Below are 25,089 nucleotides of genomic sequence, written 5' to 3'. Positions count from 1 at the left end.
GGTGTCGATTACAGCGCTTTGCTGACCTTGATGTCACTGACTTTTCCGGTGACGTGCATTTCTTTTAGCGCCGCTTCTGCTTCCTCTTCAGTGCCGCTTTCAAGCTCAGCGAACTCGAAACGTTGCTCGCCGTCGAGCTTGTACTTGATGACGTATTTGGTCGTTTGCGCCACGGTGATGTTTCCTCTTCTGGTAAGCGTTTATCAGCTGAGCTTGGTGCTGGAGCGACGAATGATCTTGATCGAATGGGTCAGCGTCGGCTTGCGCGTCACGCTGATGGCGCGGCGGTTGACGGTGTCGATGGTGATGTTCCAGAAGCCGGTGCTAGGCGCGGTGATGCGGGCCGGGAACGTATCGAAGGCGCCGCCGTGATAAGTGTGACGGCCGCCATTTTTGAAGCTGCGGAAGTTGGCGTCGTTCATCAGACGGATGTTGCACATTTGCGAGCACTGGATGACGACGATGTCGTCTTCGTTGAGGTGTTCGCGCTGGTGAATGAATTTCATGGGCGCCTCCAGAAGGGCTTTTGCTACAAAATCAAAACGATAGCTTGTCGATGAGCGCAGTTTATCAGCCCGCACGGGTTATTATCTGGCCGTCGGGCATCGGTTTGACAATTTTGAACAGATATTCGCAATCGGATGCGGGTTAAATGCAAAAGGCGTCGGAGAAAAACAGCGTTTGTGCTGTCGGACGGTCTTTAACGGAGGTTTTGTATGAAGTGGGGTGTGGTGTGTCTGCCGTTGATATTGGCTGTCGGTGGTTGTGCGAACGTTTCCGAGATCAATGAAACGCTGCCGACCATGAGCGTAATCTCCGGCAAGAAGCCCCAGGAATATGCCGAGTGTCTGGCCGAAAAGCTGGCCGACAGCCGCGGCGCGCTGCAAGTGCAGCCGCACAAGGAAGGCGTGCGAGTGATCGTGCCGGGCAAACTTTCCACCGGTCCGGCAGCGGTCTTCGATATTGAAGACCGCTCCGGCGGCAGCAGCATCAAATTGCACGAGCGCATGTCGAATGTGCCAGTGCGTCCGCATGATGTGCAAAAAGCCGCCAATGCCTGTATTTCCGGCTGATAGACTTGTCGTCGTCAGCACCGATGCCGTCGCAGTGATGCTGTGACGGCATTGTCATTTCTGGAGTCGCGATGAAGCGAGAGCACGTTAGGGAGCGCCATGCAGAGGGCCTTATCTCTGCCACCCATGTCATCCAGAACCCGGCCAATCCGGGCGAATGGATCGTGTTTTTCAAGAAAAGCGCCGGTCGCAGCTATTTTCTGGTGGACGAAAACGACGAAGTCGAGTCGTTCAGCCGTCTCGACGATTTGATCGAAGTCGTGCGTGGACTCGGGATCAAATTCGCCGAAATTCATATGTAGCGACTATTTGCAGACCACGATGACGCTGCGGTTTTTGTAGTTGCCGACATCCACCCCCAAGGTCTTGTCATCCTCTGTGGGGGCGGGCGTTCCGTCTGTACCGACGATGCGGTAACCGGTGCCGGCGCAAGATGCATCGGCCTTTTCGTAGCACATTGCCCAAGAGTTGGCTTCGCCGGAGCAATCGATCGCCAAGCCTTGTTCGCCGTTGTTCAGATAGGCAGGGCGCGAGGTGGCGCATCCGGCCAGGGTCAATACTGCGATGATGGAAAGCAGGTTTTTCAGGGTCATGTTCAGGTCTTCAGCAAGGGGGGCTAGACGCTCTGACAGCGCTGCGTCGAAAAGGTTATAGCGATTGGCCACTTGTTTGTCCGCAGGCATGAAAAAGCCCTGCGCGATGGCAGGGCTTGAGGGTTGTGGCTCGGCCGATCAGTCCTGATCCTTGCCGCGGCGCTTGGCCGATGCTGGCGTGTCGGTGAACACAGCCGCCACATCGGTGGCCATTTGTTCGCTGTCGAAAGGCCCGGCGATGTGCTCGCCATTGGTGGTGGTCAGCGTCCACTTGCCGTCTTTCTTGTCGATCACATACCCGTTGACGATTTTTACCGCAGCCATCTATCTGTCTCGTTCGCTGGTTCAAAGTCGCCATGATACCGGCAAATGCGCACATTGGGGGCCGATCAGGGTATGGTGATCCGGCTCGTCCGGTTCTTGAGCTACGCTGAATACGCCGCTGAAAATCTGGATGGAACTATCGGCACGAATATTTCTCTATCTTGGCATCGGTTAGCCAGTGCGGGGCATTGTAAGGTGCACGCCGCCTGATTAGACTGCGCCGAAACTCGTACACACAGCCTTTTCAAGGACTTATATGATCAAGAAATGCTTGTTCCCAGCAGCCGGTTACGGTACTCGCTTCCTGCCAGCGACTAAAGCCATGCCTAAAGAAATGCTGCCGGTGGTAAACAAGCCACTGATCCAGTACGGCGTTGAAGAAGCGCTGGACGCTGGTCTGACGGAAATCTCCATCGTGACCGGTCGTGGCAAACGTGCTCTGGAAGACCACTTCGACATCAGTTACGAGCTGGAAAACCAGATCAAAGGCACCGACAAAGAGAAATACCTGGTCGGTATCCGCAAGCTGCTCGACGAGTGCTCGTTCTCGTACACCCGTCAAACCGAAATGAAAGGCCTGGGTCACGCGATCCTGACCGGTCGCCCACTGATCGGTGACGAACCGTTCGCCGTGGTGCTGGCGGATGACCTGTGCGTGAACCTCGACGGCGACGGCGTGCTGACCCAGATGGTCAAGCTGTACAAGCAGTTCCGCTGCTCGATCATCGCCATCCAGGAAGTCGACCCGCAGGAAACCAGCAAGTACGGTGTCATCGCTGGCGAAATGATCCGCGACGACATCTACCGCGTACACAGCATGGTCGAGAAGCCAAAGCCGGAAGACGCGCCGTCGAACCTGGCGATCATCGGTCGCTACATCCTGACGCCGGACATCTTCGATCTGATCGAGCAGACCGAGCCAGGCAAGGGTGGCGAAATCCAGATCACCGACGCCCTGATGAAGCAGGCCCAGAACGGCTGCGTGATGGCTTACAAGTTCAAAGGCAAGCGTTTCGACTGCGGTGGCGCCGAAGGCTATATCGAAGCGACCAACTTCTGCTTCGAGAACTTCTACAAGACCGGCAAGGCTTACTAAGAGCGCTTGACTGGTCTGCAGGAAAAACCCGCTTCGGCGGGTTTTTTCGTTTTGCGCCCCCATATCAGCGGCAACGCTTGCCCAATCAGCGCCTGCGGGTATGCTGAGCGCCTGCCTAGGAGATAGAAATGGCCTACGATTTTGATCTTTATGTGATTGGCGCCGGTTCCGGCGGTGTGCGCGCTGCGCGTTTTGCCGCCGGTTTCGGTGCGAAAGTGGCGGTGGCCGAGAGCCGTTATCTGGGCGGCACCTGCGTCAACGTTGGCTGCGTGCCGAAAAAGCTGTTGGTATACGGCGCGCACTTCGCCGAAGACTTCGAGCAGGCGTCGGGGTTCGGCTGGAGCCTGGGTGAAGCGAATTTCGACTGGGCGACGTTGATTGCCAACAAGGATCGCGAGATCAATCGCCTCAACGGCATTTATCGCAATCTGCTGGTCAACAGCGGCGTAACGTTGCACGAAGCGCACGCAAAAATTGTCGGCCCACATGAGGTCGAAGTGAAGGGTGAGCGCTTCACTGCTAAAAATATTCTGATCGCTACCGGCGGCTGGCCACAGATTCCTGAAATTCCTGGTAGCGAACATGCCATTGGCTCCAATGAGGCGTTTTTCCTCAAAGAGCTACCCAAGCGCGTACTGGTCGTTGGTGGCGGTTACATCGCAGTCGAGTTCGCGGGGATTTTCCATGGTCTCGGTGCGAACACCACGCTGTTGTATCGCGGTGATCTGTTCCTGCGCGGGTTCGATGGCGCGGTGCGCAAGCATCTGCACGAAGAACTGAGCAAGCGCGGCATGGACCTGCAGTTCAATGCCGACATCGCGCGGATCGACAAGCAAGCTGACGGCAGCTTGAAGGCCACCCTCAAGGACGGTCGCGTTCTGGAGGCCGACTGCGTGTTCTACGCCACGGGTCGTCGTCCGATGCTCGACAACCTGGGCCTGGAAAACACCGGTGTGCAGTTGGACGACAAGGGTTTCATCAAGGTTGATGACGAGTATCAAACCACTGAGCCGTCGATTCTGGCGCTCGGTGATGTGATCGGTCGTGTGCAATTGACGCCGGTAGCGCTGGCGGAAGGCATGGCCGTGGCGCGGCGTCTGTTCAAGCCTGAGCATTACCGTCCGGTGGATTACAAGATGATTCCGACGGCGGTGTTCAGCCTGCCGAATATCGGCACGGTTGGCTTGACTGAAGAGCAGGCGCGAGAGGCGGGTCATGAGGTGGTGATTTTCGAAAGCCGCTTCCGGCCGATGAAGCTGACGTTGACGGAGTGTCAGGAGAAGACCCTGATGAAGCTGGTCGTCGACGGCAAGACCGACAAGGTCCTCGGTTGCCACATGGTCGGCCCGGATGCCGGCGAAATCGTCCAGGGGCTGGCCATCGCATTGAAGGCTGGCGCGACCAAGCGCGACTTCGACGACACGATCGGGGTGCACCCGACGGCCTCCGAAGAGTTTGTCACCATGCGTACGCCGGTCAGCGCTTAAGCGCCTTTCGGTTCTGGCGCTGCCGCAACGGCAGCCGCCAGACGCTGGCTGTCTTCCAGGCTGGCCTGAACTTTGGTCAATTCCTTTTCCAGTGACTGATTGAGCTGCGTTTGCTCCTCGACGCTCAGCTTGAGTGCCTGGCTTTCCAGTGAGGCGACGCGCAGGCGCTCCTGGAGGAGGGTGCGTTCGCTGTCGACGCGCGTGGCTTGTTCGAGCAACTGATCCTGGCGCAAGTTGCTTTGCTTGAGCTGATCCTGCAGCAGGCTCAGCTCGCGCTGGGTGCCACGGTTCTCGGTGAGCAGACGCTCGTTGTCGCGGTGCAACTGAGTGATCTCGTCCTGACGCATCAGCGCGCTTTGTTGCGCCTGACGCAGCTCGGCCTGAATCTGCTGAACCTGGCTTTCGTGGCGGCTCTGTTCCTGCTCGCGTTGTTCCTTGCTGGCGTTGCGGTAGTGCTCCAGTGCGTCGCGAGCGTGCAGGTGCTTTTCTTCCAGCGAGCGGATTTGCTCGTCCTTGTCCTGCAAGCGCAATTCAAAGTCGGCCAAAGCCTGATTGAGCCCGGCGTTGCGTGTCTGCTCGGTTTGCAGCATCGAGCGTGTGCTGTTCAACGCCTCGGATTCGCGTTCCAGTGCAGCGCTTTGAATGTCGTGCTCGTGCTCGAGCTTCTCCAGTGCCTGACGCGTCTGCGCGAGCTCTGCTTCCAGTGCTTCACGCTGCGCCTCGAACTGTTCGCGCGCCTGCTCGATCGGCTCCTGCGCCTGCTCTTTCAGGCGCTGGGCAAGACGAGAGACGAGGGCGGTCAGCTCGTCATCGATCGGCTCAGCGGAGGCTTCAGCCGGTTGCGCGCCGTCATCCAGCTCTTTCAGATAGCGGTGAATTGTGGTTTTCGAGCCGGTGTTGCCCATTTCGATGCGTACTGCATCGATGCTCGGGTGTTCGCCGCGCGCCAGAATTGCGGTGCGCGCGATCTGCACCAGCGCTTTGGTAATGCCGCCACGGGCCATGTGAACTCCTACGATTACGTACTGTGGTACATGCCACTGATAAGCGCAGTGTACCATGCCGGCATAAAAGTGAAATATATCGAAAATTACAGGCGGGATATTCTGGTATTACCCAATATCATGCAGCAAAATGCACATCTTCATCTTCAAACCAGTACGCCAGCGAGAAAACAGCCCATGAGCGATCTGGATCGCTATCTGCAAGCCGCCACCCGCGACAACACGCGCCGCAGCTATCGCGCAGCCATCGAGCATTTCGAAGTGAAGTGGGGCGGGTTTCTGCCGGCGACCGCTGACAGCGTTGCGCGCTATCTGGTTGCTCACGCTTCTGAGCTGTCGATCAATACCTTGAAGTTGCGCTTGTCGGCGCTGGCGCAGTGGCATAACAGTCAGGGTTTCGCCGACCCGACCAAGGCGCCGGTGGTGCGCAAGGTCTTCAAGGGTATTCGCGCGTTGCATCCGGCACAGGAGAAACAAGCCGAGCCGTTGCAGTTGCAGGACTTGCAGCGAGTCATCGATTGGCTTGAGCAGGAGGGACAAACCGCGCGCGAGCAACAGGATCGCCCGGCGTTGCTCAAGGCGTACCGCGATCGTGCGTTGATTCTCTTGGGATTCTGGCGTGGCTTTCGCAGCGATGAGCTGTGCCGCCTGCAGATCGAGCATGTTCAAGCGCACGCCGGCAAAGGCATCACCTTGTATCTGCCGCGCAGCAAGGGTGATCGGGAAAACCTCGGGCAGACGTATCAAGCCCCGGCGCTGCTCAAGCTGTGTCCGGTGCAGGCCTATATCGACTGGATTACTGAGGCGGCGCTGGTGCGCGGGCCGGTGTTTCGCAGCATCGATCGCTGGGGCAATCTGAACGAGGCGGGGCTGCACGCCAACAGCATCATCCCGTTGCTGCGCCAGGCGTTGCAGCGTGCCGGGATCGCCGCCGAGGGTTACACCAGTCACTCGTTGCGGCGCGGCTTCGCCACTTGGGCTCATCAGGCGGGTTGGGACCTGAAGTCGCTGATGAGTTACGTCGGCTGGAAGGACATGAAATCGGCGATGCGCTATGTTGAAGTCAGCCCATTCCAGGGAATGGCTCGGATTATGGATAAGCCGGATCAAGCGTAGAGATCGTTTTCTTCTATTAATACAGTCAGCTAATAGCGAAAACAAATCAGCAGCATCAGGTTTGCCAATGAGCATTCCGTCGAGTGAGTGGGTAGGATTCACCCATCAACTTCATAACCCCTGACGGAGAGTCATCGATGCCTATCATCAACAGCCAAGTAAAACCGTTCAAAGCTACCGCGTTCAAAAACGGCGACTTCGTTCAAGTCTCGGACGCTGACTTGAAAGGCAAGTGGTCCGTGGTGTTCTTCTACCCAGCCGACTTCACCTTCGTTTGCCCAACCGAACTGGAAGACCTGGCCGACAACTACGCTGAATTCAAGAAACTGGGCGTAGAGATCTACAGCGTGTCCACCGACACTCACTTTGCCCACGCTGCCTGGCACAACACTTCGCCAGCCATCGGCAAGATCGAATACACCATGATCGGCGACCCGACCCACGTCATCTCGCGCAACTTCGACGTGCTGATCGAAGAAGCTGGCCTGGCTGACCGTGGCACCTTCGTGATCAACCCTGAAGGCCAGATCAAAATCGTTGAACTGAACGATGGCGGCGTTGGCCGTGACGCTTCCGAGCTGCTGCGCAAGATCAAGGCTGCTCAGTACGTCGCTGCACACCCAGGCGAAGTTTGCCCGGCCAAGTGGAAAGAAGGCGAGGCCACTCTGGCTCCGTCCCTGGACCTGGTCGGCAAGATCTAAGTCTGTGACACGCAACGCAGGGCGGCACGCCGCACCTTTCTAGTTAGCTGCACCGCCCAATAAAAATGCCCGGGCGAGATTCGCTCGGGCTTTTTTTCGCCTCAAATAAAGGAAATCGCCCGTATGTTGGACGCCAATCTTAAAGCCCAGTTGAAATCGTACCTGGAACGGGTCACCCAGCCGATCGAGATCGTTGCATCCCTCGACGACGGTGCGAAATCCCGTGAAATGCACGACCTGCTGAAAGACGTTGCCAGTCTTTCCAGCCAGATTACTTTGATCGACAACGGAGACGATGCACGCAAGCCGTCGTTTTCGATCAACCGTCCAGGCGCCGACATCAGTCTGCGTTTCGCCGGTATTCCGATGGGCCACGAATTCACCTCGCTGGTGCTGGCCCTGTTGCAAGTCGGCGGCCACCCGTCGAAAGCCAGTGTTGAAGTGATCGAGCAGATCCGCTCGCTCAAAGGCGAGTTCAGCTTCGAGACTTACTTCTCATTGTCTTGCCAGAACTGCCCGGACGTGGTCCAGGCGTTGAACCTGATGGCCGTGCTCAACCCGAACATCCGCCACGTCGCCATCGACGGCGCGTTGTTTCAGGACGAAGTCAACGATCGCAAGATCATGGCTGTGCCGAGCATCTACCTCAACGGCGAGAACTTCGGTCAGGGCCGCATGGGCCTGGAAGAGATCCTCGCCAAACTCGACACCGGCGCCATCGAGCGTCAGGCCGAGAAAATCAGTGCCAAAGAAGCGTTTGACGTGTTGGTCGTCGGCGGTGGCCCGGCCGGTGCTTCGGCAGCGATCTATGCGGCGCGTAAAGGCATTCGCACCGGCGTTGCGGCTGAGCGTTTCGGCGGCCAGGTGCTCGACACCATGGCCATCGAGAACTTCATTTCCGTACAGGAAACCGAAGGGCCGAAACTGGCGACCGCGCTGGAAGAACACGTCAAGCAATACGACGTCGACATCATGAACCTGCAACGCGCCGACCAGCTAATCCCGGGCAGGAACGGCGAGCTGCATGAAGTCCGCTTCGCCAGCGGCGCGACACTCAAAGCCAAGAGCGTGATCCTGGCGACCGGTGCGCGCTGGCGTGAAATGAACGTGCCGGGCGAGCAGGAATATCGCAACAAAGGCGTGGCGTACTGCCCTCACTGCGACGGTCCACTGTTCAAAGGAAAGCGTGTCGCGGTGATCGGCGGTGGTAACTCCGGCGTTGAAGCGGCCATTGATCTGGCGGGTATCGTCTCGCACGTCACGTTGCTGGAATTCGACGTCCAACTGCGCGCCGATGCCGTGTTGCAGCGCAAACTGCACAGTCTGCCAAACGTCACCGTGATCACCAGTGCGCAAACCACTGAAGTCACCGGTAACGGCGAGAAGGTCAACGGTCTGCGTTACAAGGATCGTACGACCGATGAGATGCGCACGGTCGAGCTGGAAGGCATCTTCGTGCAGATCGGTCTGCTGCCCAACACCGATTGGCTCAAAGGCACCATCGAGCTGTCGCCGCGTGGCGAGATCATTGTCGATCACCGTGGCGAGACTTCGATCCCGGGGATCTTCGCTGCCGGTGACGTGACCACCGTGCCGTACAAGCAGATCGTGATTGCGGTGGGCGAGGGCGCCAAGGCTTCGCTGAGTGCTTTCGATCATTTGATTCGCACTTCGGCCCCGGCGTAACTGCCAGGTCGAAAACGAAAAAACCCATGAGCGATCATGGGTTTTTTATTGCGCGTGGAAAGCCACCCCTCATCGGAACGCCGCCCGCCCAGCCCTCTCCCGAGGGAGAGGGAGCCGACCGAGGTGTCTGAAGTCATCCATCGACCTGAGAGAGCCGGTCGATTATGGATTCACCGCGAATCGTTCAAGTCGGCGTAATTCTTCAACATCCCCCCAATCAGTCCCCTCTCCCTCCGGGAGAGGGCTAGGGGTGAGGGGCTTCTAAGGCCTTTCAGTTCTTACAACGGCGCAGGCTGAATGATCTCAACCCAGTAACCGTCCGGATCCTTGATAAACGCCAGGCTCTTCATCCGTCCATCAGTCAGGCGCTTCTGGAAATCGCAGCCCAGTTCTTCGAAGCGTGCACACGCCGCAACGATGTCCGGCACGGAAATACAGATATGGCCGAAACCACGCGGGTCGGTATTGCCATTGTGATAGGCGAATTCGGCATCGTTCTCGGTGCCGTGGTTGTGAGTCAGTTCGAGAATCCCCGGAATCGACTTCATCCATTCGGTGCGAGCAGCGGCATCAGCGGGGATTTGCGATTTGTCGACCAGAGCGAGGAAGTAAAGGCTGAATTCGGCTTCCGGGAAGTCGCGTTTCTCGACCAGCGAAAAACCCAGTACGCGGGTGTAGAAGTCCAGGGACTTGGTGATGTCTTTGACGCGCAGCATCGTGTGGTTGAAAACGAAGTTGCGGGTTGCGCTGTCCGGGGTGGCGGTGACGCCGGGGAATGTGTTGAGTTCGTGCAGGCTCATGGGCCCTCCAATAACTATGGGCGAGTGATGGGCGCAATGATACGCATGCCTGCCGGCATCGCCAAATGAAAGGGCAGACTTGCCCTGCGCCCGGGCGAGCCTCAGACTTTACCGCTCAATCTGCGAGTGCTTGCGGCGATGATCCGACTGTTCAAATCCTTCTGTGTATTTTCTGCCTTGTCGTTCGTGACTGTGTGCGTGTCTGCGGACGAGCCGATTATCACCTGGCCAGCCGGCTGGCAGGTCGAAGCGCTGCCTGCGGCGACTGCGCAGGTTTCCCGTCAACGGGCGGTAAAAACGGATGCCGATGGCAATCAGGTGATGGTGATGGAGCTGACCATGACCGAAGTCGAAAAGGACCATCAAGTCAATTTGCCGGGCGTGCTGCTGGAGATGCGCAAATCGATCCAGAAGGATTTTTTCCAAAGCGGCTACCAGAGTGTCTGCAACAAAGTGCACGCCGCGACACTGGGATCTTTGTCTGCGCTGGAAACCACTTGTACGATCACGGAAAACGGACGACATGTACTGTCGCAAACCCTCGTCGCGGCAGTGGAGGCGGACAAGGCCTATGTACTTTCCTACGCGGGGCAGGCAGAGGTTTATAAGGCGAGCGCAGACGAAATAGTGGCGGTGAGAAACAGCTTGAAACTTTAAGTCGCTGTTCTGCACAAGACGGTTAGATACCGGAAGGGATTAAGACTAAAGTTTAATCGTAGCGCCGTCTGGCAACATCAAGCAGCAAACTGTTTAGCCGCTGGCTCATAAACGTTACACAAAAGTCGCAAGTTGTACGATGAAATTCATTCCATTTGTTAGATATTGTCAATAAAAAAGCCCCGCTTGATGCAGGGCTTTTAATCGATTGGCGAATTAACCGCGCAACCACGAATCAACGGTGCCGGCACCGTATTGTTCCTTCCAGGCTTTCAGGCCGCGGTGGTTGCCGCCCTTGGTTTCAATCAGTTCACCGGTGTGCGGATTCTGATAGACCTTGACCACACGAGCGCGGCGGGTTTTAGGTGCTGCAGCGGTCTGCAAGCCGGATTTTGCCGGGTTTGGATCGAGGATGGCGATGATGTCCTTCAGGCCTTTGCCGTAAGTTTTCATCAGCCCCTGGAGCTTTTCTTCGAATTCGATTTCTTTCTTGAGCCCGGCGTCGTTCTTCAGCGATTCGAGCTGCTTGAGCTGTTCCTGAAGGGCCTTTTCAGCTGCACGAAATTCAGCGAGTCTGGACAATATCTTTACTCCAATAGTGTGTTTGGCTGATACCAACCGCAAACAAAGCTATAAGCCAAGAGCCGTGAAGCGACTCGGTGATAATGGCTCACCTGCGAATTTTGCTCAGGTTGAAAAAATTGTAGTAGTTAATGCGCCAAGAGTAAATCCTGATGTTGTCTTGATGTAACAGCAGTGGTCTTTTGTATCAAATTGGTGCGCCTTGTCGGTACGCTCGTCTTGAAACAGCTTAGTTAACGATGAGTTAATGCGTCGATGAAATCCGCGGCGGGCATCGGTTTGGCAAACAGATATCCCTGGAGAAAATCGACATGATGCGCGGCCAGATAGTCGGCCTGTGCCTGGGTTTCGACACCTTCAGCAACAATACCCAAATCCAGCTTGGCCGACAGTTCGATAATCGTGTCGAGTATGTGCCGCGATAGCGCGTCGATGCCGATCATGGCAACGAAGCTCTGATCGATTTTCAAAAAATCCACGTTGAATTTGCGCAAGTAGGCAAGGCTGGAGTGCCCGGTGCCGAAGTCATCGATGGCGATCTTCACGCCCATTGAATGCAGGTGCTCAAACAGTTGACGACTGATCTCGGTGGGTTCGATCAGTTCGCGCTCGGTCAATTCAAGCACCAGGCTGATGCTGCCGGGCGAGAATGCGGCGAGAAACAGCCGACAGTCCTCCACCAGCTCCAGGTCCCGGCAATGGCTGGCGGTGATATTGATGCCAATGTGAAAAGGTGCAGTGAAGGTCGATGACAGCGGTCCCAGCAGCGCAGCGGTTTGCTGCATCAGCGCGCGGGTCATTGGCACGATCAGTCCCGAATGTTCGGCGAACGGAATGAACAGGTCCGGTCGCACCAGACCCTCCTTGGGATGAGCCCAGCGCATCAGCACCTCGGCCCCCGACCAGGCCTTGCTGTCGCCATGCACCACAGGCTGAAAGTAGGGGACGAACTCACCCGCCTCCAGCGCGCGAAGCATCTCGTGACTTGGTGATGTCGAGCGCTTCTGCACAACATGGCCGATCGCGCCCGAGACCGCGCCGAAGAAGATCAGCAGGCTGAACAACGGCGGGTACTCAGCAGCCATGTAGCGCCAGGTCTCACCCTTGGCGAAACAGGCGCTGACGCTAAACCCATAGCGCGATGAAACCAGCGTCGTCGGCGCAACGGGAAGTGCGGGGAGGGCGCCGGCGTGGACTTTGCCCTCAGCCGCCAGCCAGTTATCACCCACCTGTAGAACCAGCAGCGTCTGTCGTCCGATCAGCCGCAGGATGTTGCTCAGGTGATAACCGTCCAGCGTGGTCAACGCGCCACCGCGGCCTTCGCTGAGTCGATACACCAGCAGCGCGGTGTCCGGTGTCACCGGGTTGCCGTTCATCAGCCACAATTTGCCCTGGTTGTAGTCGCCGGCATTCACGACTTCCTGGTAGTCGCCAAACAGCGAGCTGCAATAGAGGTTGTCGTCCCAGACCAGATTGGTCGAGCGCACGAACGGGCGGCGGGTCACTTGTTCACGCAGGGCAAGCTTGACGCTTTCGCAAGTCTTGCCGGCCAGGGGCAGCAACTCATGTGCCGCCTGGGCGGTGTTGTCGAGCATCAGTTCAAACTGGCGCAAGGCCTGATCGGCGGTTTCCTGGGAACTCTGTTCCAGCGTGCGCTGCGCCTGCGAGTGCAGAATCAGGCAGCCGAGCACTAGCGGCAGCAGCCCGCTCAGCAGCGTGACGATGATGCGCGTGCTGCGTTTGCGGCGGGGTCTGACGGTCAACGGCATGGGCGCATCCTGTCGCGATGGAGTGGGCGAAGCTCGGCGCGCTGTACAAACACAGTCAGCCAGAAGCGAGGATAGATCGAACGACACGCTTGCGCTGCTCAGCGATGATGGATCCGCGTCGCCAGCTCGATAAACGCCAGCGTGGCGGGTGATGCCTGGCGGCGATCAAGAACGGCGAGTCCGACCTGACGCTTGACCGCAGGCAACAATGGCTTCTTCACGAAAGCGCTGTCTTGCGTTTGTGGCAATGAGCCTTCGGCGACGATGGTGATGGCGTCGCCACGGCTGACCAGATCGAGCGTACTGAGCAGTTGCGCACAGCGGTAGCGGATATTCGGTTGCAGGCGTGCGGCCATGAACAGTCGCGACACCAGTTCCGAAGAGCCGGCCTCGGTGAGCACGAATGGCGCCTCGCACAAATCTTTCAGGCTTAACGCCGGGTGCCTTGCCAACGGGTGATCGGGCGGCAGCAGGGCGACCATCTGGTCTTCGATCAAAGTGAATGTGTCGAAGCGCTCCTCTGGCAATACCACGAAGCCGATGTCGATGCGTCGCTCCTCCAGCCATTGAATCACTTGACGATCCGGTCCTTCGTCAACGTGCACTTCGATGCCCGGATGGGCTTCTCGATAGCGCCGCAGAATGGCCGGTAGCAGCTTGATCGACGAGGTGGGCCCGAACGAGCCGATGCGCAAGGTGCCGCTTTTCATCCCTCGCGCATCGGCGGCTTCCTGACGCAATGTATTGGCCAGACCGAGCATCGCACGGGCGCGCAGCAGCAATTGCTCGCCGATGGTACTGAGCTCTACTTGTGACTGATGCCGGCGCAGCAGTTCGACGCCAAGTTCCTGTTCCAGTGATTTCAACGCGTGGGACACCGCCGACTGGGAAATCCCCAAGCGATGGGCAGCCAGGGTAAAACCGCGCAGTTCGGCGACCAGCGAGAAGATTTCCAGTTGCGTAAGGGTCATGAGTATTTGCTCATTTTACGATGAACGCGAATGAGGTCGATCATAAAGCATCTGCAACCTTTCGAGCCTCGACTACATGCACAACCCTGGAAAAACATCATCCGACGTTCCGGTTTATCTGACCCTCGCCGGGGTAACGATGATCTGGGGCGGCACATTCGTCGCCGGCCGGTTTCTGAGCAGCAGTCTGAATCCGCTGTTTGCGGCCAGCCTGCGCTTTTTGCTGGCCAGCCTGGCCTTGCTGGGCTTTTTATGGCTGACGCGAATTGCGCTTGTCCGCCCGACTGCCCGCCAGTGGTTGCGCTTGGCATTGTTGGGGTTTTTCGGGATTTTCTTTTACAACCTGTGCTTCTTCTACGGCCTGCAATACATCAACGCATCGCGCGCTTCGTTGATCGTCGCGCTGAACCCGGCGGTAATCGGTCTTGCTTCGTGGTGGTTGTTCAAGGAGCGCCTGGGCTCAATGAAAACCGCAGGTATCGTGATCTGCATCGTCGGCGCCGCATTGGTGATCGTCAGCCGTAATCCGCAATTACTGGCGGCGACGCCCGACGCATGGATGGGCGATTTATTGATCTTGGGGTGCGTGCTGGGCTGGGGTGTTTATTCATTGTTTTCGCGTGAACTGAATCAGTCGTTAGGCCCGGTGCAGACGGTGACGTACTCGATCCTGATTGGCACGCTGATGTTATGCCTGTTGGCGGCAGCGCGCGGCGAACTGAGCTGGGCAGCACTGAATGATCTGGGCGCGCCGCAATGGCTGAGCCTCGCCTACCTCGGTGTGCTCGGTTCAGCGCTGGCATACATCGGTTATTACCACGGCATCCGCAAGATCGGCGCGACGCGCAGTGGCGTGTTTATCGCGCTCAACCCGCTTACGGCGGTGATCTTCGGCGCGCTGCTGCTGGGCGAACAACTGACGCCGACCATGTGCGTGGGCGGTGCGCTGATTCTCGGCGGCATCTACCTGTGCAACAAACCCCTTGCGACAGACGCAAAAAAGCGGATTTCATAGGGGCAGCAGACAAGCCGGTTTACGCTGTGTAGAATCGGGTTACGCATACAATAATAATCGTCTTCTGGCAGCAGAAGCCTCGCCCGCAAGAGCCTTGGGTCGACAATGAAGATATTCGGGTTTCAACTGATCTACGGTGACTTCCTCGCCCGCAGTGTGCGTGGCATTTCCTGCGCGCCGCCCAGCGCTCTCAGCATGACTCGCCAATAAACCCCCGGTTGATTGATTAGAAATGATGAGGCGTCACCATGGCAGATTTATACGAAAACCCAATGGGCCTGATGGGCTTTGAGTTCATCGAGTTCGCATCGCCGACTCCCGGCACGCTGGAGCCGATCTTCGAGATCATGGGCTTCACAAAAGTCGCCACCCACCGTTCCAAGAACGTGCACCTGTACCGTCAGGGCGCGATCAACCTGATCCTCAACAACGAACCGAACAGCGTCGCCTCGTACTTCGCCGCCGAACATGGTCCGTCCGTTTGCGGCATGGCGTTCCGCGTCAAGGATTCGCAGAAGGCCTACAGCCGCGCACTGGAACTCGGCGCCCAGCCGATTCACATCGAAACCGGTCCGATGGAGCTGAATCTGCCGGCGATCAAAGGCATTGGCGGTGCGCCGCTGTACCTGATCGACCGTTTCGGCGAAGGCAGTTCGATCTATGACATCGACTTCGTGTTCATCGACGGCGTAGACCGCAACCCGGTCGGTGCCGGCCTGAAGATCATCGATCACCTGACCCATAACGTTTATCGCGGTCGTATGGCCTATTGGGCAAACTTCTACGAGAAGCTGTTCAACTTCCGTGAAATTCGCTACTTCGACATCAAGGGCGAATACACCGGCCTGACCTCGAAAGCGATGACCGCACCGGACGGCATGATCCGCATCCCGTTGAACGAAGAATCGTCCAAGGGCGCCGGGCAGATCGAAGAGTTCCTGATGCAGTTCAACGGTGAGGGCATCCAGCACGTCGCGTTCCTCACGGACGATCTGATCAAGACCTGGGACCAGTTGAAGAAGATCGGCATGCGCTTCATGACGGCACCGCCGGACACCTACTACGAAATGCTCGAAGGGCGCCTGCCGAACCACGGCGAGCCGGTCGACCAACTGCAATCGCGCGGTATCCTCCTCGATGGCGCATCGGAGCAGGGCGACAAGCGTCTGCTGCTGCAGATCTTCTCGGAAACCCTGATGGGCCCGGTGTTCTTCGAATTCATTCAGCGCAAAGGCGACGATGGTTTCGGTGAGGGCAACTTCAAGGCACTGTTCGAGTCGATCGAGCGCGACCAGGTGCGTCGTGGTGTTTTGACCACCGAGTAATCCCCAGCAGCGATAAACAGTGTGGGAGCCAGCCTGCTGGCGATAGCGACTTCAGATTCAGCATAAAAGTTGACTGACAGATCGCAATCGCCAGCAGGCTGGCTCCCACATTTTTTTGTGTTTGGCTTATGGGCGGCTTTGTCGCATCAGGTGCTTGAAGCCTTCGAAAACCAGCACCACCACCGCCATCCAGATCGGGATATAGGTCAGCCACTCCCCGGACTTGATGCTTTCACCGAGCAACAGCGCCACGCCGAGCAGCAGCACCGGCTCAACATAACTCAACAAGCCGAACAGACTGAACGGCAGCAAGCGGCTGGCGATGATGTACACCACCAACGCTGAGGCACTGATCAGGCCGAGCAGCGGAATCAGCCAGAGCAACCCGGGATATTGGTCAAACACGCCCAAGCCTTGCTCGCCGCCCTGCACGAACCACCAGGCGACCGGGAGCATCAAGGTCATGTCGACCCACAAGCCACCGAGGTTGTCGGTCTGAAGGTATTTGCGCAGTACGAAGTACAACGGATAGCCGACCACGACCACCAGGGTTGCCCAGGAAAAACCGCCCACCTGATACAGCTCGTTCAGCACGCCGAGGCTGGCAAAAAACACCGCGATCTTTTGCAGATACGACAGGCTCTCGCCGTAGGCAATCCGCCCGGTCAGCACCATCGCCAGTGGCAGCAGGAAATAACCCAGCGAGACATCGAGGCTGTAGTCGTTCAGCGGCGCCCACATGAACAGCCACAGCTGCACGCCGAGCAACGCGGCGGAGATGATCAAGCCGCCGATCAATTTCGGCCTCGCCGCCATCAAGCGCACCAGCTCGACAACCCGCCGCCATTCCCCGGAAACCAGCATGAACACGGTCATGCACGGCACGGTCAGCAGCATCCGCCAGCCAAAGATCTCCACACCGCTCAACGGTGTGAGCAACGAAGTGTAGTAATACATTACGGCAAACAGCACGGATGCCGAAACCGATAGAGCGATACCTTTAGCCAAGCTGTCCTCGCAGGTTGAGGGTTGAACGGGGCGCGAAGGATACGTGGTTTTTGTGCTGAATATTGATCGGTTGCTCAATATTCTTCACAGGCATCAACCGGATCGCCGCGCCATCAGCATAGCTACTGGTTTCCCTGTGGGAGCGAGCCCTCTCGCGAAGCGCTTGAAATCACTGAGCACCCTTCAACGGATTGCCAAAGCGCTTGAGGTACATTTCACCAAACCGGTAAGAGGCGTAATCGGTCATGTGACCGAGGTCGCGATAAACCGGCAAGCCATCGACCGTGGTCGCGCAAGCGCCATCCTTGCATTGCAGGCTTTTCGGATCGATGACGATCAGGCTCGGGTATTCGCCCTGCAGTTCGCTGAACAACCGGGCCAATGTCGGATCTTCGTCATTTGACCAAGGCACCGATGCGCATTGAATGCTCTGTTCGGCACTGCCGAGCAAGCCGCGCAACTTCACCTGTTTCAATAAACACTCGTTGATCCCCGTCGGCATCGGCAGGGTATTCATCAGGAACACCGGTGTTGCGCCGGACTTGACGATGATGTCCAGGGCTTGGCGGAGCGCGACGCCGAGGCGTTGTTGCGACAGTTCGACACTGCGCGGATCCTCCAGGCGGGTGACGATGGCATCGGTGAGATAGGCCTCCCAGAACTGCCCGATAATCACGTAGCGGAAATGATGGCTGGCGATCATTTCGTAGTAGCGTTGCGCAGCGTTGTGGCATTTCTGATACAGCGCGTTTTTCGCTTTGTACCAGTTGTAGAGGTAGATGTTCGGCAGCGCCAGGCAGGCCGGATATCCCTGCGCGAGGACGGCGAGGTTCGCGTCCTTGGCCAGCGTTTCAACGAAGCCCCAATAATGATTCGAGTAGGAATCCCCCATCAACAGAACCTGAGGCCTGGCCTGTGCGGCGCCCATGATGCAGCCAGGATCGGTGCCGTCGCTCACGCCCAGACACGCTTCCCGGTTGGCCGGCACCGACGCTTTCAAACCGTTGAACAAATTGTTCGAGCCCTGATTGAAGCGGTTCGGCCAGCCCTCGCTCCGGTCACCCGCCGAATGCAACAGCGACAAGGCAATCGCCGGCACGATCATCAGCCAGATCAGGGTTTTTCCGAAGCCAGCGCGCGCCTTGCGGAAACGGTTTTCGATCAGCACGAAGGACAGATAGCCGATGACGAAGGTCGCGCCGAAGTACACCAGCTGCACCAGCGGGGTGAGGGCGATGCCCAGGTAGCTCGTCACGGCGAGAATCGGCCAGTGCCACACGTACAGTGAATAGGAGAGCGTGCCGATAAACACCAGCGGCCGGAACGCCAGTAACCTCGAGGTCACGCTGGCATCTCCGATGCCGCGAAACAGCAGCACGGCCGTGGCCAGGCACACGGCGATGGCGTGGTAGCCGGGAAAACCCGACAAGATATCTTCGCGCGTCGCGCAGTAGAACAGCGTCGCCAACGCCAGCGCACAGATCAGCGAAGCGTTCAGGCGCTTGAGCCGGAACGTCTCGCTGCTGAAAATGACTGCGCAGGAACCGATCATCAATTCAAAGATACGTGCGGTGAAGAAGTAATAGTTGCGGTCGGGATAGGCGTACGACAGGTACAGCGCCAGTGCCATTGCCGCGAGGGTCAGACCCAGCACCGTGGCTTTGAAAACTCTTTTCGCTACGTAACGGTTGAGCAGCCAGAGGCCCAGTGGCAAGGCCAGATACCATTGCCATTCGATGGCCAAAGACCAGGTGTGCAGCAACGGCAGACTTGCCGCATCCGGCGTCGCGTAGCCGCTGGTGACCTTGGAAAAGTACTGGTTGGAAATCAGCAGCGAGGTGTATTTTTCACTTTTGAGAAAGTCGACGTAGTCGCTGGGCAGATACAGCAGCGTGGTAATCAGCAACGTGACGATCAGCAGCGCAATGATCGCCGGTTGCAGGCGCCAGATCCGCCGCGTGTAAAAGCCGCTGAAGCTGAAAGAGCCCTTGTCCAGCGAGGTCATGATGATCGAGGTGGTCAGGTACCCGGAGATCACAAAGAAAATGTCGACGCCGATGTATCCCGACGGAAACAACGCCAGGCCGCCGTGGAAGATCAACACCAGCAGCACGGCGATGGCGCGCAGGCCGTCGATATCGGCGCGGTACTCAATCGAGGGGTTGCGCCCGATGGCCGTTGCCGTCTCTTCGGCGTGAAGCTGTGAATGCGGATGGTGTTGGTCGCCGGGGTTTTTCAGCAGAGCAGGCTTCGCGGGGGCCTCGACGGAGCGATCGAACATGCAGTTATCCCTGGCAATTTTGCGCCGATCAATCCAGTTTCCGTTTGATCGCGCTGAATTCAATGAAAAACAGCCGATTGTATCGGCTGTTCTACATTAGGGAAGACCTGTTATGCCTGATGTGGTTTGCGCCCAGAGACGAAATGGCTGACATCGTTGAAACCCGGTGTCGAAGCATGCCCCGGCGTGACCAGTGAATCGATGAATGCCTCGTCCTCGGCGCTGATTTTCACCGCCTGCGCCTGGGTATAGGCATCCCACTGCGCCTCGGTCCGCGGCCCGACAATGGCCGAGGTCACGGCGTTGTTGTTCAGCACCCAGGCAATCGCAAACTCGACCATGCCGACGCCGCGCTGCTCGGTGTACTGCTGAATCTGCTGGGCAATGCGCAACGACTCGACGCGCCACTCGGTTTCCAGAATGCGCTTGTCCTGGCGCCCGGCGCGGCTGTTGGCGTCCGGTTGCACATCCGGCGCGTACTTGCCGCTGAGCACGCCACGAGCCAGCGGACTGTAAGGCACCACGCCGAGGCCATAGGTTTGCGCAGCGGTGATCTGCTCGGTCTCGGCCTGACGGTTGACGATGTTGTACAGCGGCTGGCTGATCACCGGGCGGTCAACGCCGAGCTTGTCTGCAACACGAATCACCTCGGCGATCCGCCAACCGCGATAGTTCGACAGCCCCCAATAGCGGATCTTGCCTTGGCGAATCAGATCGCCAATCGCCGAAACGCTCACTTCAAGCGGCGTGTTGTGGTCTTCGCGGTGCAGGTAATAGATGTCGACGTAGTCAGTGCCGAGCCGAGTGAGGCTGGCTTCGAGACCGTTGAAGATGTGTTTGCGGCTTAAACCGCTGCGGTTTGGCACGCCGTCGACCGGGCCGAAGCCGACCTTGGTGGCCAGCACCCATTCGTGCCGATGCCGGGCGATCGCCTCACCGACGATCTCTTCGGAACGGCCGTTGGTGTAGACGTCGGCGGTATCGATGAAGTTGATCCCCTGATCCCAGGCCTTGTCGATGATGCGCAGCGAATCTTCGGCGCTGGTCTGTTCGCCGAACATCATTGTGCCGAGCGTCAAGGTGGAGACCTGCAGCCCGGAGTGGCCGAGTGTGCGGTAGCTCATGGCGAAATCCTTTTTGGCGGTGGGAGGGGTCAATCAAATACCAGATGCGGATGAGGGGGCAAAGTGAATTTACAAGATCAAAAGCCCCTCATCGGAACGCCGCCCGCCTAGCCCTCTCCCAGAGGGAGAGGGGACTGACCGAGGTGACTTGGAGAGATACGCCAACGCGCAATACTGAGTCGAACGCACATTTTGAAAAGCACAGAGATCGGCTCCCTCTCCCTCGGGAGAGGGCTGGGGTGAGGGGCCGCCGATCTCAAATTTCAACCAACTCTCGAGTCGAACCGAAATATAAAAACGGCCCAAAACAGGGCCGTCCATGAAAGCCGTTGAAAGCCTAAGCCCGCAACGTCCGCGTCATCCGCAACGCCAGCAAACTCCCGCCGACAATCACCGCCGCGAGCAGATACAACGCCGCATCCGTCGAGCCTGTGCTGTCCTTGACCCAACCCACCAGATACGGGCTCAAAAACCCCGCCATCTGCCCCATCGAGTTGATCAGCGCCAGGCCACCTGCCGCGGCGCCGGCGCTCAACATCGCGGTCGGTACCGGCCAGAACATCGGCAACCCGGTCAGCGCACCCATGGTGGCGATGGTCAAACCGAGAATCGCAATCGCCGGATTCGCCGCGAAGTTCACTGCGATCAGCAAACCAATCGCGCCCATCAGCATCGGCACCACCAGATGCCAGCGGCGTTCCTTGCGCAGGTCGGCCGAGCGACCGACAACCAGCATGAACACCGCCGCCAGCAGATAGGGAATCGCGCTCAACCAGCCGATCACCAGGTTATCGCTGAAACCCAGATTCTTGATGATCGACGGCAGCCAGAAGTTGATCGCGTAAACGCCGCTCTGGATGCAGAAGTAGATCAGGCCGAAGGCCCAGATCGCGGGATTCTTGAACACGGCCAGTAGCGAGTCGGAGGTGGATTTTGGTTTGTTCGCCAGGTCTTCGGCCTGATCTGCCTCAAGCACCGCGCGCTCGTGCGGGGTCAGCCATTTGGCGTTGGCGAAGCTGTCGCTGAGCAGGAACCAAGCGAGGGCGCCGAGGATGACCGTCGGAATGCCTTGCAGCAGGAACATCCACTGCCAGCCGGCGAGACCGCCCTGGCCGGCGGCGAAGTGATTGAGTATCCAACCGGAGAATGGGCTGCCGAGCAGACCCGACACCGGAATCGCCGACATGAACAGCGCCATGATCCGGCCGCGGCGGAACGCCGGGAACCATTGCGAGAGGTACAGCACCACACCGGGAAAGAACCCGGCCTCGGCCGCGCCGGTGAACAGTCGCAGCGTGTAGAACTCGGTCGGCGTGGTGACGAACAGCAGGCAGGTCGACAGCGTGCCCCAAGTGATCATCATCAGCGCGATCCAGCGCCGTGGACCGAATTTGGTCAGGGCCAGGTTACTCGGCACGCCGCACAGCACGTAGCCGATGAAGAAAATCCCGGCACCGAGGCCGTACACGGTTTCGCTGAACTTCAGCGCGTCGAGCATCTGCAGTTTGGCGAAGCCAACGTTGACCCGGTCGAGGTAGTTGAACAAGTAGCAGATGAAAATGAAGGGGATCAAACGCAGGGTGATGCGTTTGTAGACGGCGTTTTTACCGTCGGTGTCGATGGTCTGGGTAGCTGCGGCGCTCTGCGACATAGCGGCTCTCTCTTTATTATGATTTTTTGCGATGCAAAGGGTAACGTTGATCGCCCCGAGAGTCTCGGCCACCTCTGGCCGGATTGTCTTTGTGCCTGAGCACAGGGTTTGCCGGTAGACCCTGTGCGGGTGAACAATTGCACGCGCCGAAAATCAAGGATTGCCGCTGTCATGTTCGAACTTGACCACGACCTCGCCCAGGACATCGTCGACCGGGCGATGGCCATTTTGCCCTACAACGTCAACGTCATGGACAGCCAGGGGCTGATCCTCGGCAGCGGCGAACCCGAGCGCATCAACACCCGCCACGAAGGCGCGCAACTGGTGCTGGCCAATGGTCGCGTGGTCGAAATCGATACGCAGACGGCGGTGCATCTCAAAGGCGTGCAACCGGGCATCAACCTGCCGCTGCTGCTTGATCAGCGTTTGATCGGCGTACTGGGCATCACCGGCGACCCCGAACAACTGCGCACCTATGCCGAACTGGTGCGCATGACTGCAGAAATGCTGGTTGGCCAGCGCAACCAGCAGGCCGAGCAGCAATGGCGGCGCCAGCGCTGTGATGACCTGCTGGCGCTGTTGCTGAGCGAAGCGGGTGATTCGCCGCGGCTGGTCGACGAGGCGCAGCAACTGGGGCTCAAGCCGCAACTGACGCGGGTGCCTCATCTGTTCGAACTGGGTGCTGAGCACGGTCCGGGGCAAACGGTCGAGGCGCTGAGTGCCTGGCTGATGTCGCGTTACCCGGACAGCTGGTGCGTGAGTTCGGCGCCGTCATCGCTGCTGTGGTGTCGCCCGGCGAGTCAGCACATCGAGCACGAGCGCTTGCTGGAAAAACTCGATGGCCTCGGCTGGAAGATCCTGCGCCTTGCCGTGGGCGGGCAGGCCGACGGGCTGGCCGGGCTGCGCCGCTGCTATCGGCGGGTCGGCGATCTGCTCGCCTACGGGCGCGAAGTCTTGCCGCATTCGCGCGTGCTGACGCTCAACCGCTATCGTTTGCCGGTGATGCTCTGGCGCCATCGTAACGATGATGCGCTGGACGAACTGCTCAAACCGCTGCGCAAGGTGATCGCCAAGGACAGCAACGGTCAATTGCTGGCGACGCTGCGCAGCTGGTGTGAGCACGACGGCCAGAGTCAGGCCTGCGCCGAGGCCTTGGGCATTCATCGCAACAGCCTGCGCTACCGGATGGAGCGGATTGCCGAGTTGAGCGGGGTCGATCCGCTCAGGCTGGACGGGATGCTGGCGTTGTATCTGGGGGTGCAGTTGTTGCCGCAGACCGACCCATCGGCATGAGTCGTTCTTGAGGCCGCCATCGCTGGCAAGCCAGCTCCCACAGGTTATAAGGCGTTCATGACTTCCACATCCACCACAGCACCCTGTGGGAGCTGGCTTGCCAGCGATGAGGCCGGTACAACCAACACCTGTCTTTTGTGAAAATGAACAATAAACGCCGACGCCACTTGTGCAACCGACCGGCGTCAACCTTCGCGGCCACTGGCAGCATGACGGACATTGCCACCGGAGAATTCTCATGAAAGTCGTCATCGCCCCCGATTCATTCAAGGACAGCCTCAGTGCTCAGGGCGTCGCCGAGGCCATCGCCCTCGGCCTGGCTCAGGTGTGGCCACAAGCGACGCTGGTCAAATGCCCGATGGCCGATGGTGGCGAAGGCACGGTGGAATCGATTCTCGCTGCCTGTGCAGGCGAGTTGCGCCGCAGTCGCGTGCGTGGCCCGCTCGGTGCGCCGGTCGAAGCCGCGTGGGGCTGGTTGCCCCACACCCAGACGGCAATCATCGAAATGGCCGAAGCCAGTGGCCTGCAACTGGTGCCGCCGGGACAGCGCGATGCGTGCATCAGTAGCACGTTTGGTACCGGCGAACTGATTCGCGCGGCGCTGGATGCCGGCGCACAACGGGTGATTCTGGCGATTGGCGGCAGCGCTACCAACGATGGCGGCGCCGGTGCGATGCAGGCGTTGGGGCTGAAACTGCTTGACGCGCAGGATCAGCCGCTGGTCCCCGGCGGACTGGCACTGGCGCAACTGGCGCGGCTGGACCTGAGCGCACTCGACCCGCGTCTGGCGCAGGTGCGTTTCGATATTGCTGCGGATGTGAACAATCCGCTGTGCGGCCCGCATGGCGCGTCCGCAATTTTCGGCCCACAGAAAGGCGCCTCGCCGGCGCAGGTGCAGCAACTTGATCACGCCTTGGGGCACTTTGCCGAACTGTGCGCGCAGGCGCTGGGCAAAGACGTTAGCGGTGAACCCGGCAGCGGTGCGGCGGGCGGTCTCGGCTTTGCCGCAAAAGCATTTCTCGGTGCGCAGTTTCAGGCTGGCGTGGAAGTGGTGGCGGAGCTGGTGGGGCTCGCCGACGCTGTTAAGGGCGCCGATCTGGTGATTACCGGGGAAGGGCGCTTCGACGCGCAGACCTTGCGTGGCAAGACGCCGTTCGGCGTTGCACGGATCGCCAAACAACACGGTGTGCCGGTGGTGGTGATTGCCGGCACCCTGGGTGAGGGTTATCAGGAACTGTATGACCATGGCATCGACGCGGCATTCGCCGTGACCAGCGGACCGATGAGCCTGGAACAGGCCTGCGCCGAAGCGCCACGGTTGTTGCGTGAACGCGCTACGGACATTGCTCGCGTGTGGCAGATGGCCCGGCGCAGCTTGTGAAATGCTCGACCGATGTTTCATCCTTGAAACACCGATAAAAATAATTGCAACGCACCCGCAATCTTCCTAAAGCCTGGCCGATACAAAGGTCAGGCGCACACAAAACTTCCAAAACAGTGGCGCCAGACTGCAGCCCACCCCCACGGCTCAGT

The 25,089-nt window shown here is 58.6% G+C and carries 25 protein-coding genes; 12 read left to right on the top strand and 13 right to left on the bottom strand.

What is annotated here, in order from left to right; all coding sequences use genetic code 11:
- Positions 1-8: 8 nt before the first annotated feature.
- Both BLU24_RS27800 and BLU24_RS15815 read right to left on the bottom strand, forming a co-directional pair.
- Entirely contained in the window at positions 9-173 is a 165-nt protein-coding gene (locus tag BLU24_RS27800; protein WP_093101776.1) for a hypothetical protein, read from the bottom strand.
- 30 nt (positions 174-203) lie between these two features.
- Positions 204-506, bottom strand: coding sequence for a DUF1883 domain-containing protein (locus tag BLU24_RS15815; RefSeq protein ID WP_007912251.1), 303 nt, complete (start codon positions 504-506; stop codon positions 204-206).
- Positions 507-716: 210 nt separating this feature from the next.
- Between BLU24_RS15815 and BLU24_RS15810 the strand changes: the two genes are divergently transcribed.
- Positions 717-1,073: a hypothetical protein gene (locus BLU24_RS15810; RefSeq protein ID WP_090283264.1), complete on the top strand. Its 357-nt coding sequence runs from the start codon at positions 717-719 to the stop codon at positions 1,071-1,073.
- Positions 1,074-1,144: 71 nt separating this feature from the next.
- Complete coding sequence (locus BLU24_RS15805) at positions 1,145-1,375, top strand: hypothetical protein (protein WP_090283265.1); 231 nt, start codon at positions 1,145-1,147, stop codon at positions 1,373-1,375.
- Positions 1,376-1,378: 3 nt separating this feature from the next.
- Here BLU24_RS15805 and BLU24_RS15800 read toward each other — a convergent pair whose 3' ends face one another.
- Both BLU24_RS15800 and BLU24_RS15795 read right to left on the bottom strand, forming a co-directional pair.
- A complete protein-coding gene (locus tag BLU24_RS15800) occupies positions 1,379-1,666 on the bottom strand; it encodes a hypothetical protein (RefSeq protein WP_090283266.1) in 288 nt (95 codons plus the stop codon).
- A 138-nt stretch (positions 1,667-1,804) separates the two neighbouring features.
- Positions 1,805-1,990 carry a hypothetical protein gene (locus BLU24_RS15795; RefSeq protein ID WP_090283267.1) on the bottom strand — a complete coding sequence of 62 codons (186 nt, stop codon included), beginning with the start codon at positions 1,988-1,990 and terminating at the stop codon, positions 1,805-1,807.
- 256 nt (positions 1,991-2,246) lie between these two features.
- Here BLU24_RS15795 and galU point away from each other — a divergent pair, with 256 nt between their 5' ends.
- Positions 2,247-3,086, top strand: a complete 840-nt coding sequence (gene galU, locus BLU24_RS15790) for a UTP--glucose-1-phosphate uridylyltransferase GalU (RefSeq protein ID WP_053120371.1) — start codon at positions 2,247-2,249, stop codon at positions 3,084-3,086.
- A gap of 128 nt (positions 3,087-3,214) precedes the next feature.
- Positions 3,215-4,573, top strand: a complete 1,359-nt coding sequence (gene gorA / locus BLU24_RS15785; RefSeq protein WP_093101775.1) for a glutathione-disulfide reductase — start codon at positions 3,215-3,217, stop codon at positions 4,571-4,573.
- On the opposite strand, the gene BLU24_RS15780 is transcribed toward gorA, so the two are convergent.
- Complete coding sequence (locus BLU24_RS15780) at positions 4,570-5,577, bottom strand: DNA-binding protein (protein WP_093101774.1); 1,008 nt, start codon at positions 5,575-5,577, stop codon at positions 4,570-4,572. The genes gorA and BLU24_RS15780 overlap by 4 nt on opposite strands.
- A gap of 177 nt (positions 5,578-5,754) precedes the next feature.
- Between BLU24_RS15780 and BLU24_RS15775 the strand changes: the two genes are divergently transcribed.
- The 3 genes from BLU24_RS15775 (at position 5,755) to ahpF (ending at position 9,080) form a co-directional block, all read left to right on the top strand.
- Positions 5,755-6,693, top strand: coding sequence for a site-specific integrase (locus tag BLU24_RS15775; RefSeq protein WP_093101773.1), 939 nt, complete (start codon positions 5,755-5,757; stop codon positions 6,691-6,693).
- Positions 6,694-6,830: 137 nt separating this feature from the next.
- Positions 6,831-7,394 carry an alkyl hydroperoxide reductase subunit C gene (ahpC, locus tag BLU24_RS15770; RefSeq protein WP_016774916.1) on the top strand — a complete coding sequence of 188 codons (564 nt, stop codon included), beginning with the start codon at positions 6,831-6,833 and terminating at the stop codon, positions 7,392-7,394.
- 123 nt (positions 7,395-7,517) lie between these two features.
- Positions 7,518-9,080, top strand: coding sequence for an alkyl hydroperoxide reductase subunit F (gene ahpF, locus BLU24_RS15765; protein ID WP_093101772.1), 1,563 nt, complete (start codon positions 7,518-7,520; stop codon positions 9,078-9,080).
- A 278-nt stretch (positions 9,081-9,358) separates the two neighbouring features.
- Here the strand turns inward: ahpF and gloA are convergent, their stop codons facing one another.
- Complete coding sequence (gene gloA / locus BLU24_RS15760) at positions 9,359-9,880, bottom strand: lactoylglutathione lyase (protein WP_090283272.1); 522 nt, start codon at positions 9,878-9,880, stop codon at positions 9,359-9,361.
- A gap of 138 nt (positions 9,881-10,018) precedes the next feature.
- Here gloA and BLU24_RS15755 point away from each other — a divergent pair, with 138 nt between their 5' ends.
- On the top strand, positions 10,019-10,537 hold the full coding sequence (locus tag BLU24_RS15755; protein ID WP_093101771.1) for a DUF4946 domain-containing protein: 519 nt from the start codon (positions 10,019-10,021) through the stop codon (positions 10,535-10,537).
- Between the two features lie 216 nt (positions 10,538-10,753).
- On the opposite strand, the gene BLU24_RS15750 is transcribed toward BLU24_RS15755, so the two are convergent.
- The 3 genes from BLU24_RS15750 to BLU24_RS15740 all read right to left on the bottom strand — a co-directional run bounded on the left by BLU24_RS15750 (position 10,754) and on the right by BLU24_RS15740 (position 13,859).
- Positions 10,754-11,119 carry a histone-like nucleoid-structuring protein, MvaT/MvaU family gene (locus BLU24_RS15750; RefSeq protein ID WP_090283274.1) on the bottom strand — a complete coding sequence of 122 codons (366 nt, stop codon included), beginning with the start codon at positions 11,117-11,119 and terminating at the stop codon, positions 10,754-10,756.
- 233 nt (positions 11,120-11,352) lie between these two features.
- The gene (locus tag BLU24_RS15745; protein WP_093101770.1) at positions 11,353-12,888 is read right to left on the bottom strand and encodes an EAL domain-containing protein; all 1,536 of its coding nucleotides are present in this window, start codon (positions 12,886-12,888) and stop codon (positions 11,353-11,355) included.
- Between the two features lie 98 nt (positions 12,889-12,986).
- Positions 12,987-13,859 (bottom strand): LysR family transcriptional regulator, encoded by an 873-nt coding sequence (locus BLU24_RS15740; protein WP_093101769.1) that lies wholly within the window; start codon positions 13,857-13,859, stop codon positions 12,987-12,989.
- A gap of 76 nt (positions 13,860-13,935) precedes the next feature.
- On the opposite strand from BLU24_RS15740, the gene BLU24_RS15735 reads away from it, so the two are divergent.
- Entirely contained in the window at positions 13,936-14,874 is a 939-nt protein-coding gene (locus BLU24_RS15735; RefSeq protein WP_093101768.1) for a DMT family transporter, read from the top strand.
- Positions 14,875-15,122: 248 nt separating this feature from the next.
- Positions 15,123-16,199 (top strand): 4-hydroxyphenylpyruvate dioxygenase, encoded by a 1,077-nt coding sequence (gene hppD / locus BLU24_RS15730; RefSeq protein ID WP_093101767.1) that lies wholly within the window; start codon positions 15,123-15,125, stop codon positions 16,197-16,199.
- 126 nt (positions 16,200-16,325) lie between these two features.
- Here hppD and rarD read toward each other — a convergent pair whose 3' ends face one another.
- From rarD to BLU24_RS15710, 4 genes are all read right to left on the bottom strand, one after another.
- On the bottom strand, positions 16,326-17,207 hold the full coding sequence (gene rarD / locus BLU24_RS15725) for an EamA family transporter RarD (RefSeq protein ID WP_093101766.1): 882 nt from the start codon (positions 17,205-17,207) through the stop codon (positions 16,326-16,328).
- Between the two features lie 169 nt (positions 17,208-17,376).
- On the bottom strand, positions 17,377-19,488 hold the full coding sequence (locus tag BLU24_RS15720; protein ID WP_093101765.1) for an acyltransferase family protein: 2,112 nt from the start codon (positions 19,486-19,488) through the stop codon (positions 17,377-17,379).
- 110 nt (positions 19,489-19,598) lie between these two features.
- Positions 19,599-20,612, bottom strand: coding sequence for an aldo/keto reductase (locus tag BLU24_RS15715; protein WP_093101764.1), 1,014 nt, complete (start codon positions 20,610-20,612; stop codon positions 19,599-19,601).
- Between the two features lie 337 nt (positions 20,613-20,949).
- On the bottom strand, positions 20,950-22,263 hold the full coding sequence (locus tag BLU24_RS15710) for an MFS transporter (RefSeq protein WP_093101763.1): 1,314 nt from the start codon (positions 22,261-22,263) through the stop codon (positions 20,950-20,952).
- Between the two features lie 171 nt (positions 22,264-22,434).
- Here BLU24_RS15710 and BLU24_RS15705 point away from each other — a divergent pair, with 171 nt between their 5' ends.
- Positions 22,435-23,556: a sugar diacid recognition domain-containing protein gene (locus BLU24_RS15705; protein ID WP_093101762.1), complete on the top strand. Its 1,122-nt coding sequence runs from the start codon at positions 22,435-22,437 to the stop codon at positions 23,554-23,556.
- Between the two features lie 238 nt (positions 23,557-23,794).
- Complete coding sequence (locus BLU24_RS15700; RefSeq protein ID WP_093101761.1) at positions 23,795-24,937, top strand: glycerate kinase; 1,143 nt, start codon at positions 23,795-23,797, stop codon at positions 24,935-24,937.
- The last annotated feature ends 152 nt before the right edge of the window (positions 24,938-25,089 follow it).

It is taken from the genome of Pseudomonas sp. Z003-0.4C(8344-21) (genome assembly GCF_900104975.1).
Lineage (GTDB): Bacteria > Pseudomonadota > Gammaproteobacteria > Pseudomonadales > Pseudomonadaceae > Aquipseudomonas > Aquipseudomonas granadensis.
Note: the sequence above shows the minus strand (reverse complement) of the source record. Positions and strands in the feature narration are given on the sequence as shown.

What these genes read in the sequence shown, in the direction of transcription:
- BLU24_RS15740 (WP_093101769.1), bottom strand. Translation starts at nt 13,859, where the DNA reads ATGACCCTTACGCAACTGGAAATCTTCTCGCTGGTCGCCGAACTGCGC.
- BLU24_RS15755 (WP_093101771.1), top strand. Translation starts at nt 10,019, where the DNA reads ATGATCCGACTGTTCAAATCCTTCTGTGTATTTTCTGCCTTGTCGTTC.
- BLU24_RS15805 (WP_090283265.1), top strand. Translation starts at nt 1,145, where the DNA reads ATGAAGCGAGAGCACGTTAGGGAGCGCCATGCAGAGGGCCTTATCTCT.
- ahpC (WP_016774916.1), top strand. Translation starts at nt 6,831, where the DNA reads ATGCCTATCATCAACAGCCAAGTAAAACCGTTCAAAGCTACCGCGTTC.
- BLU24_RS15745 (WP_093101770.1), bottom strand. Translation starts at nt 12,888, where the DNA reads ATGCCGTTGACCGTCAGACCCCGCCGCAAACGCAGCACGCGCATCATC.
- BLU24_RS15705 (WP_093101762.1), top strand. Translation starts at nt 22,435, where the DNA reads ATGTTCGAACTTGACCACGACCTCGCCCAGGACATCGTCGACCGGGCG.
- ahpF (WP_093101772.1), top strand. Translation starts at nt 7,518, where the DNA reads ATGTTGGACGCCAATCTTAAAGCCCAGTTGAAATCGTACCTGGAACGG.
- BLU24_RS15720 (WP_093101765.1), bottom strand. Translation starts at nt 19,488, where the DNA reads ATGTTCGATCGCTCCGTCGAGGCCCCCGCGAAGCCTGCTCTGCTGAAA.
- BLU24_RS15735 (WP_093101768.1), top strand. Translation starts at nt 13,936, where the DNA reads ATGCACAACCCTGGAAAAACATCATCCGACGTTCCGGTTTATCTGACC.
- BLU24_RS15700 (WP_093101761.1), top strand. Translation starts at nt 23,795, where the DNA reads ATGAAAGTCGTCATCGCCCCCGATTCATTCAAGGACAGCCTCAGTGCT.
- BLU24_RS15780 (WP_093101774.1), bottom strand. Translation starts at nt 5,577, where the DNA reads ATGGCCCGTGGCGGCATTACCAAAGCGCTGGTGCAGATCGCGCGCACC.
- BLU24_RS15800 (WP_090283266.1), bottom strand. Translation starts at nt 1,666, where the DNA reads ATGACCCTGAAAAACCTGCTTTCCATCATCGCAGTATTGACCCTGGCC.
- BLU24_RS15715 (WP_093101764.1), bottom strand. Translation starts at nt 20,612, where the DNA reads ATGAGCTACCGCACACTCGGCCACTCCGGGCTGCAGGTCTCCACCTTG.
- gloA (WP_090283272.1), bottom strand. Translation starts at nt 9,880, where the DNA reads ATGAGCCTGCACGAACTCAACACATTCCCCGGCGTCACCGCCACCCCG.
- galU (WP_053120371.1), top strand. Translation starts at nt 2,247, where the DNA reads ATGATCAAGAAATGCTTGTTCCCAGCAGCCGGTTACGGTACTCGCTTC.
- hppD (WP_093101767.1), top strand. Translation starts at nt 15,123, where the DNA reads ATGGCAGATTTATACGAAAACCCAATGGGCCTGATGGGCTTTGAGTTC.
- BLU24_RS15775 (WP_093101773.1), top strand. Translation starts at nt 5,755, where the DNA reads ATGAGCGATCTGGATCGCTATCTGCAAGCCGCCACCCGCGACAACACG.
- gorA (WP_093101775.1), top strand. Translation starts at nt 3,215, where the DNA reads ATGGCCTACGATTTTGATCTTTATGTGATTGGCGCCGGTTCCGGCGGT.
- BLU24_RS15810 (WP_090283264.1), top strand. Translation starts at nt 717, where the DNA reads ATGAAGTGGGGTGTGGTGTGTCTGCCGTTGATATTGGCTGTCGGTGGT.
- BLU24_RS15710 (WP_093101763.1), bottom strand. Translation starts at nt 22,263, where the DNA reads ATGTCGCAGAGCGCCGCAGCTACCCAGACCATCGACACCGACGGTAAA.
- BLU24_RS15815 (WP_007912251.1), bottom strand. Translation starts at nt 506, where the DNA reads ATGAAATTCATTCACCAGCGCGAACACCTCAACGAAGACGACATCGTC.
- BLU24_RS15795 (WP_090283267.1), bottom strand. Translation starts at nt 1,990, where the DNA reads ATGGCTGCGGTAAAAATCGTCAACGGGTATGTGATCGACAAGAAAGAC.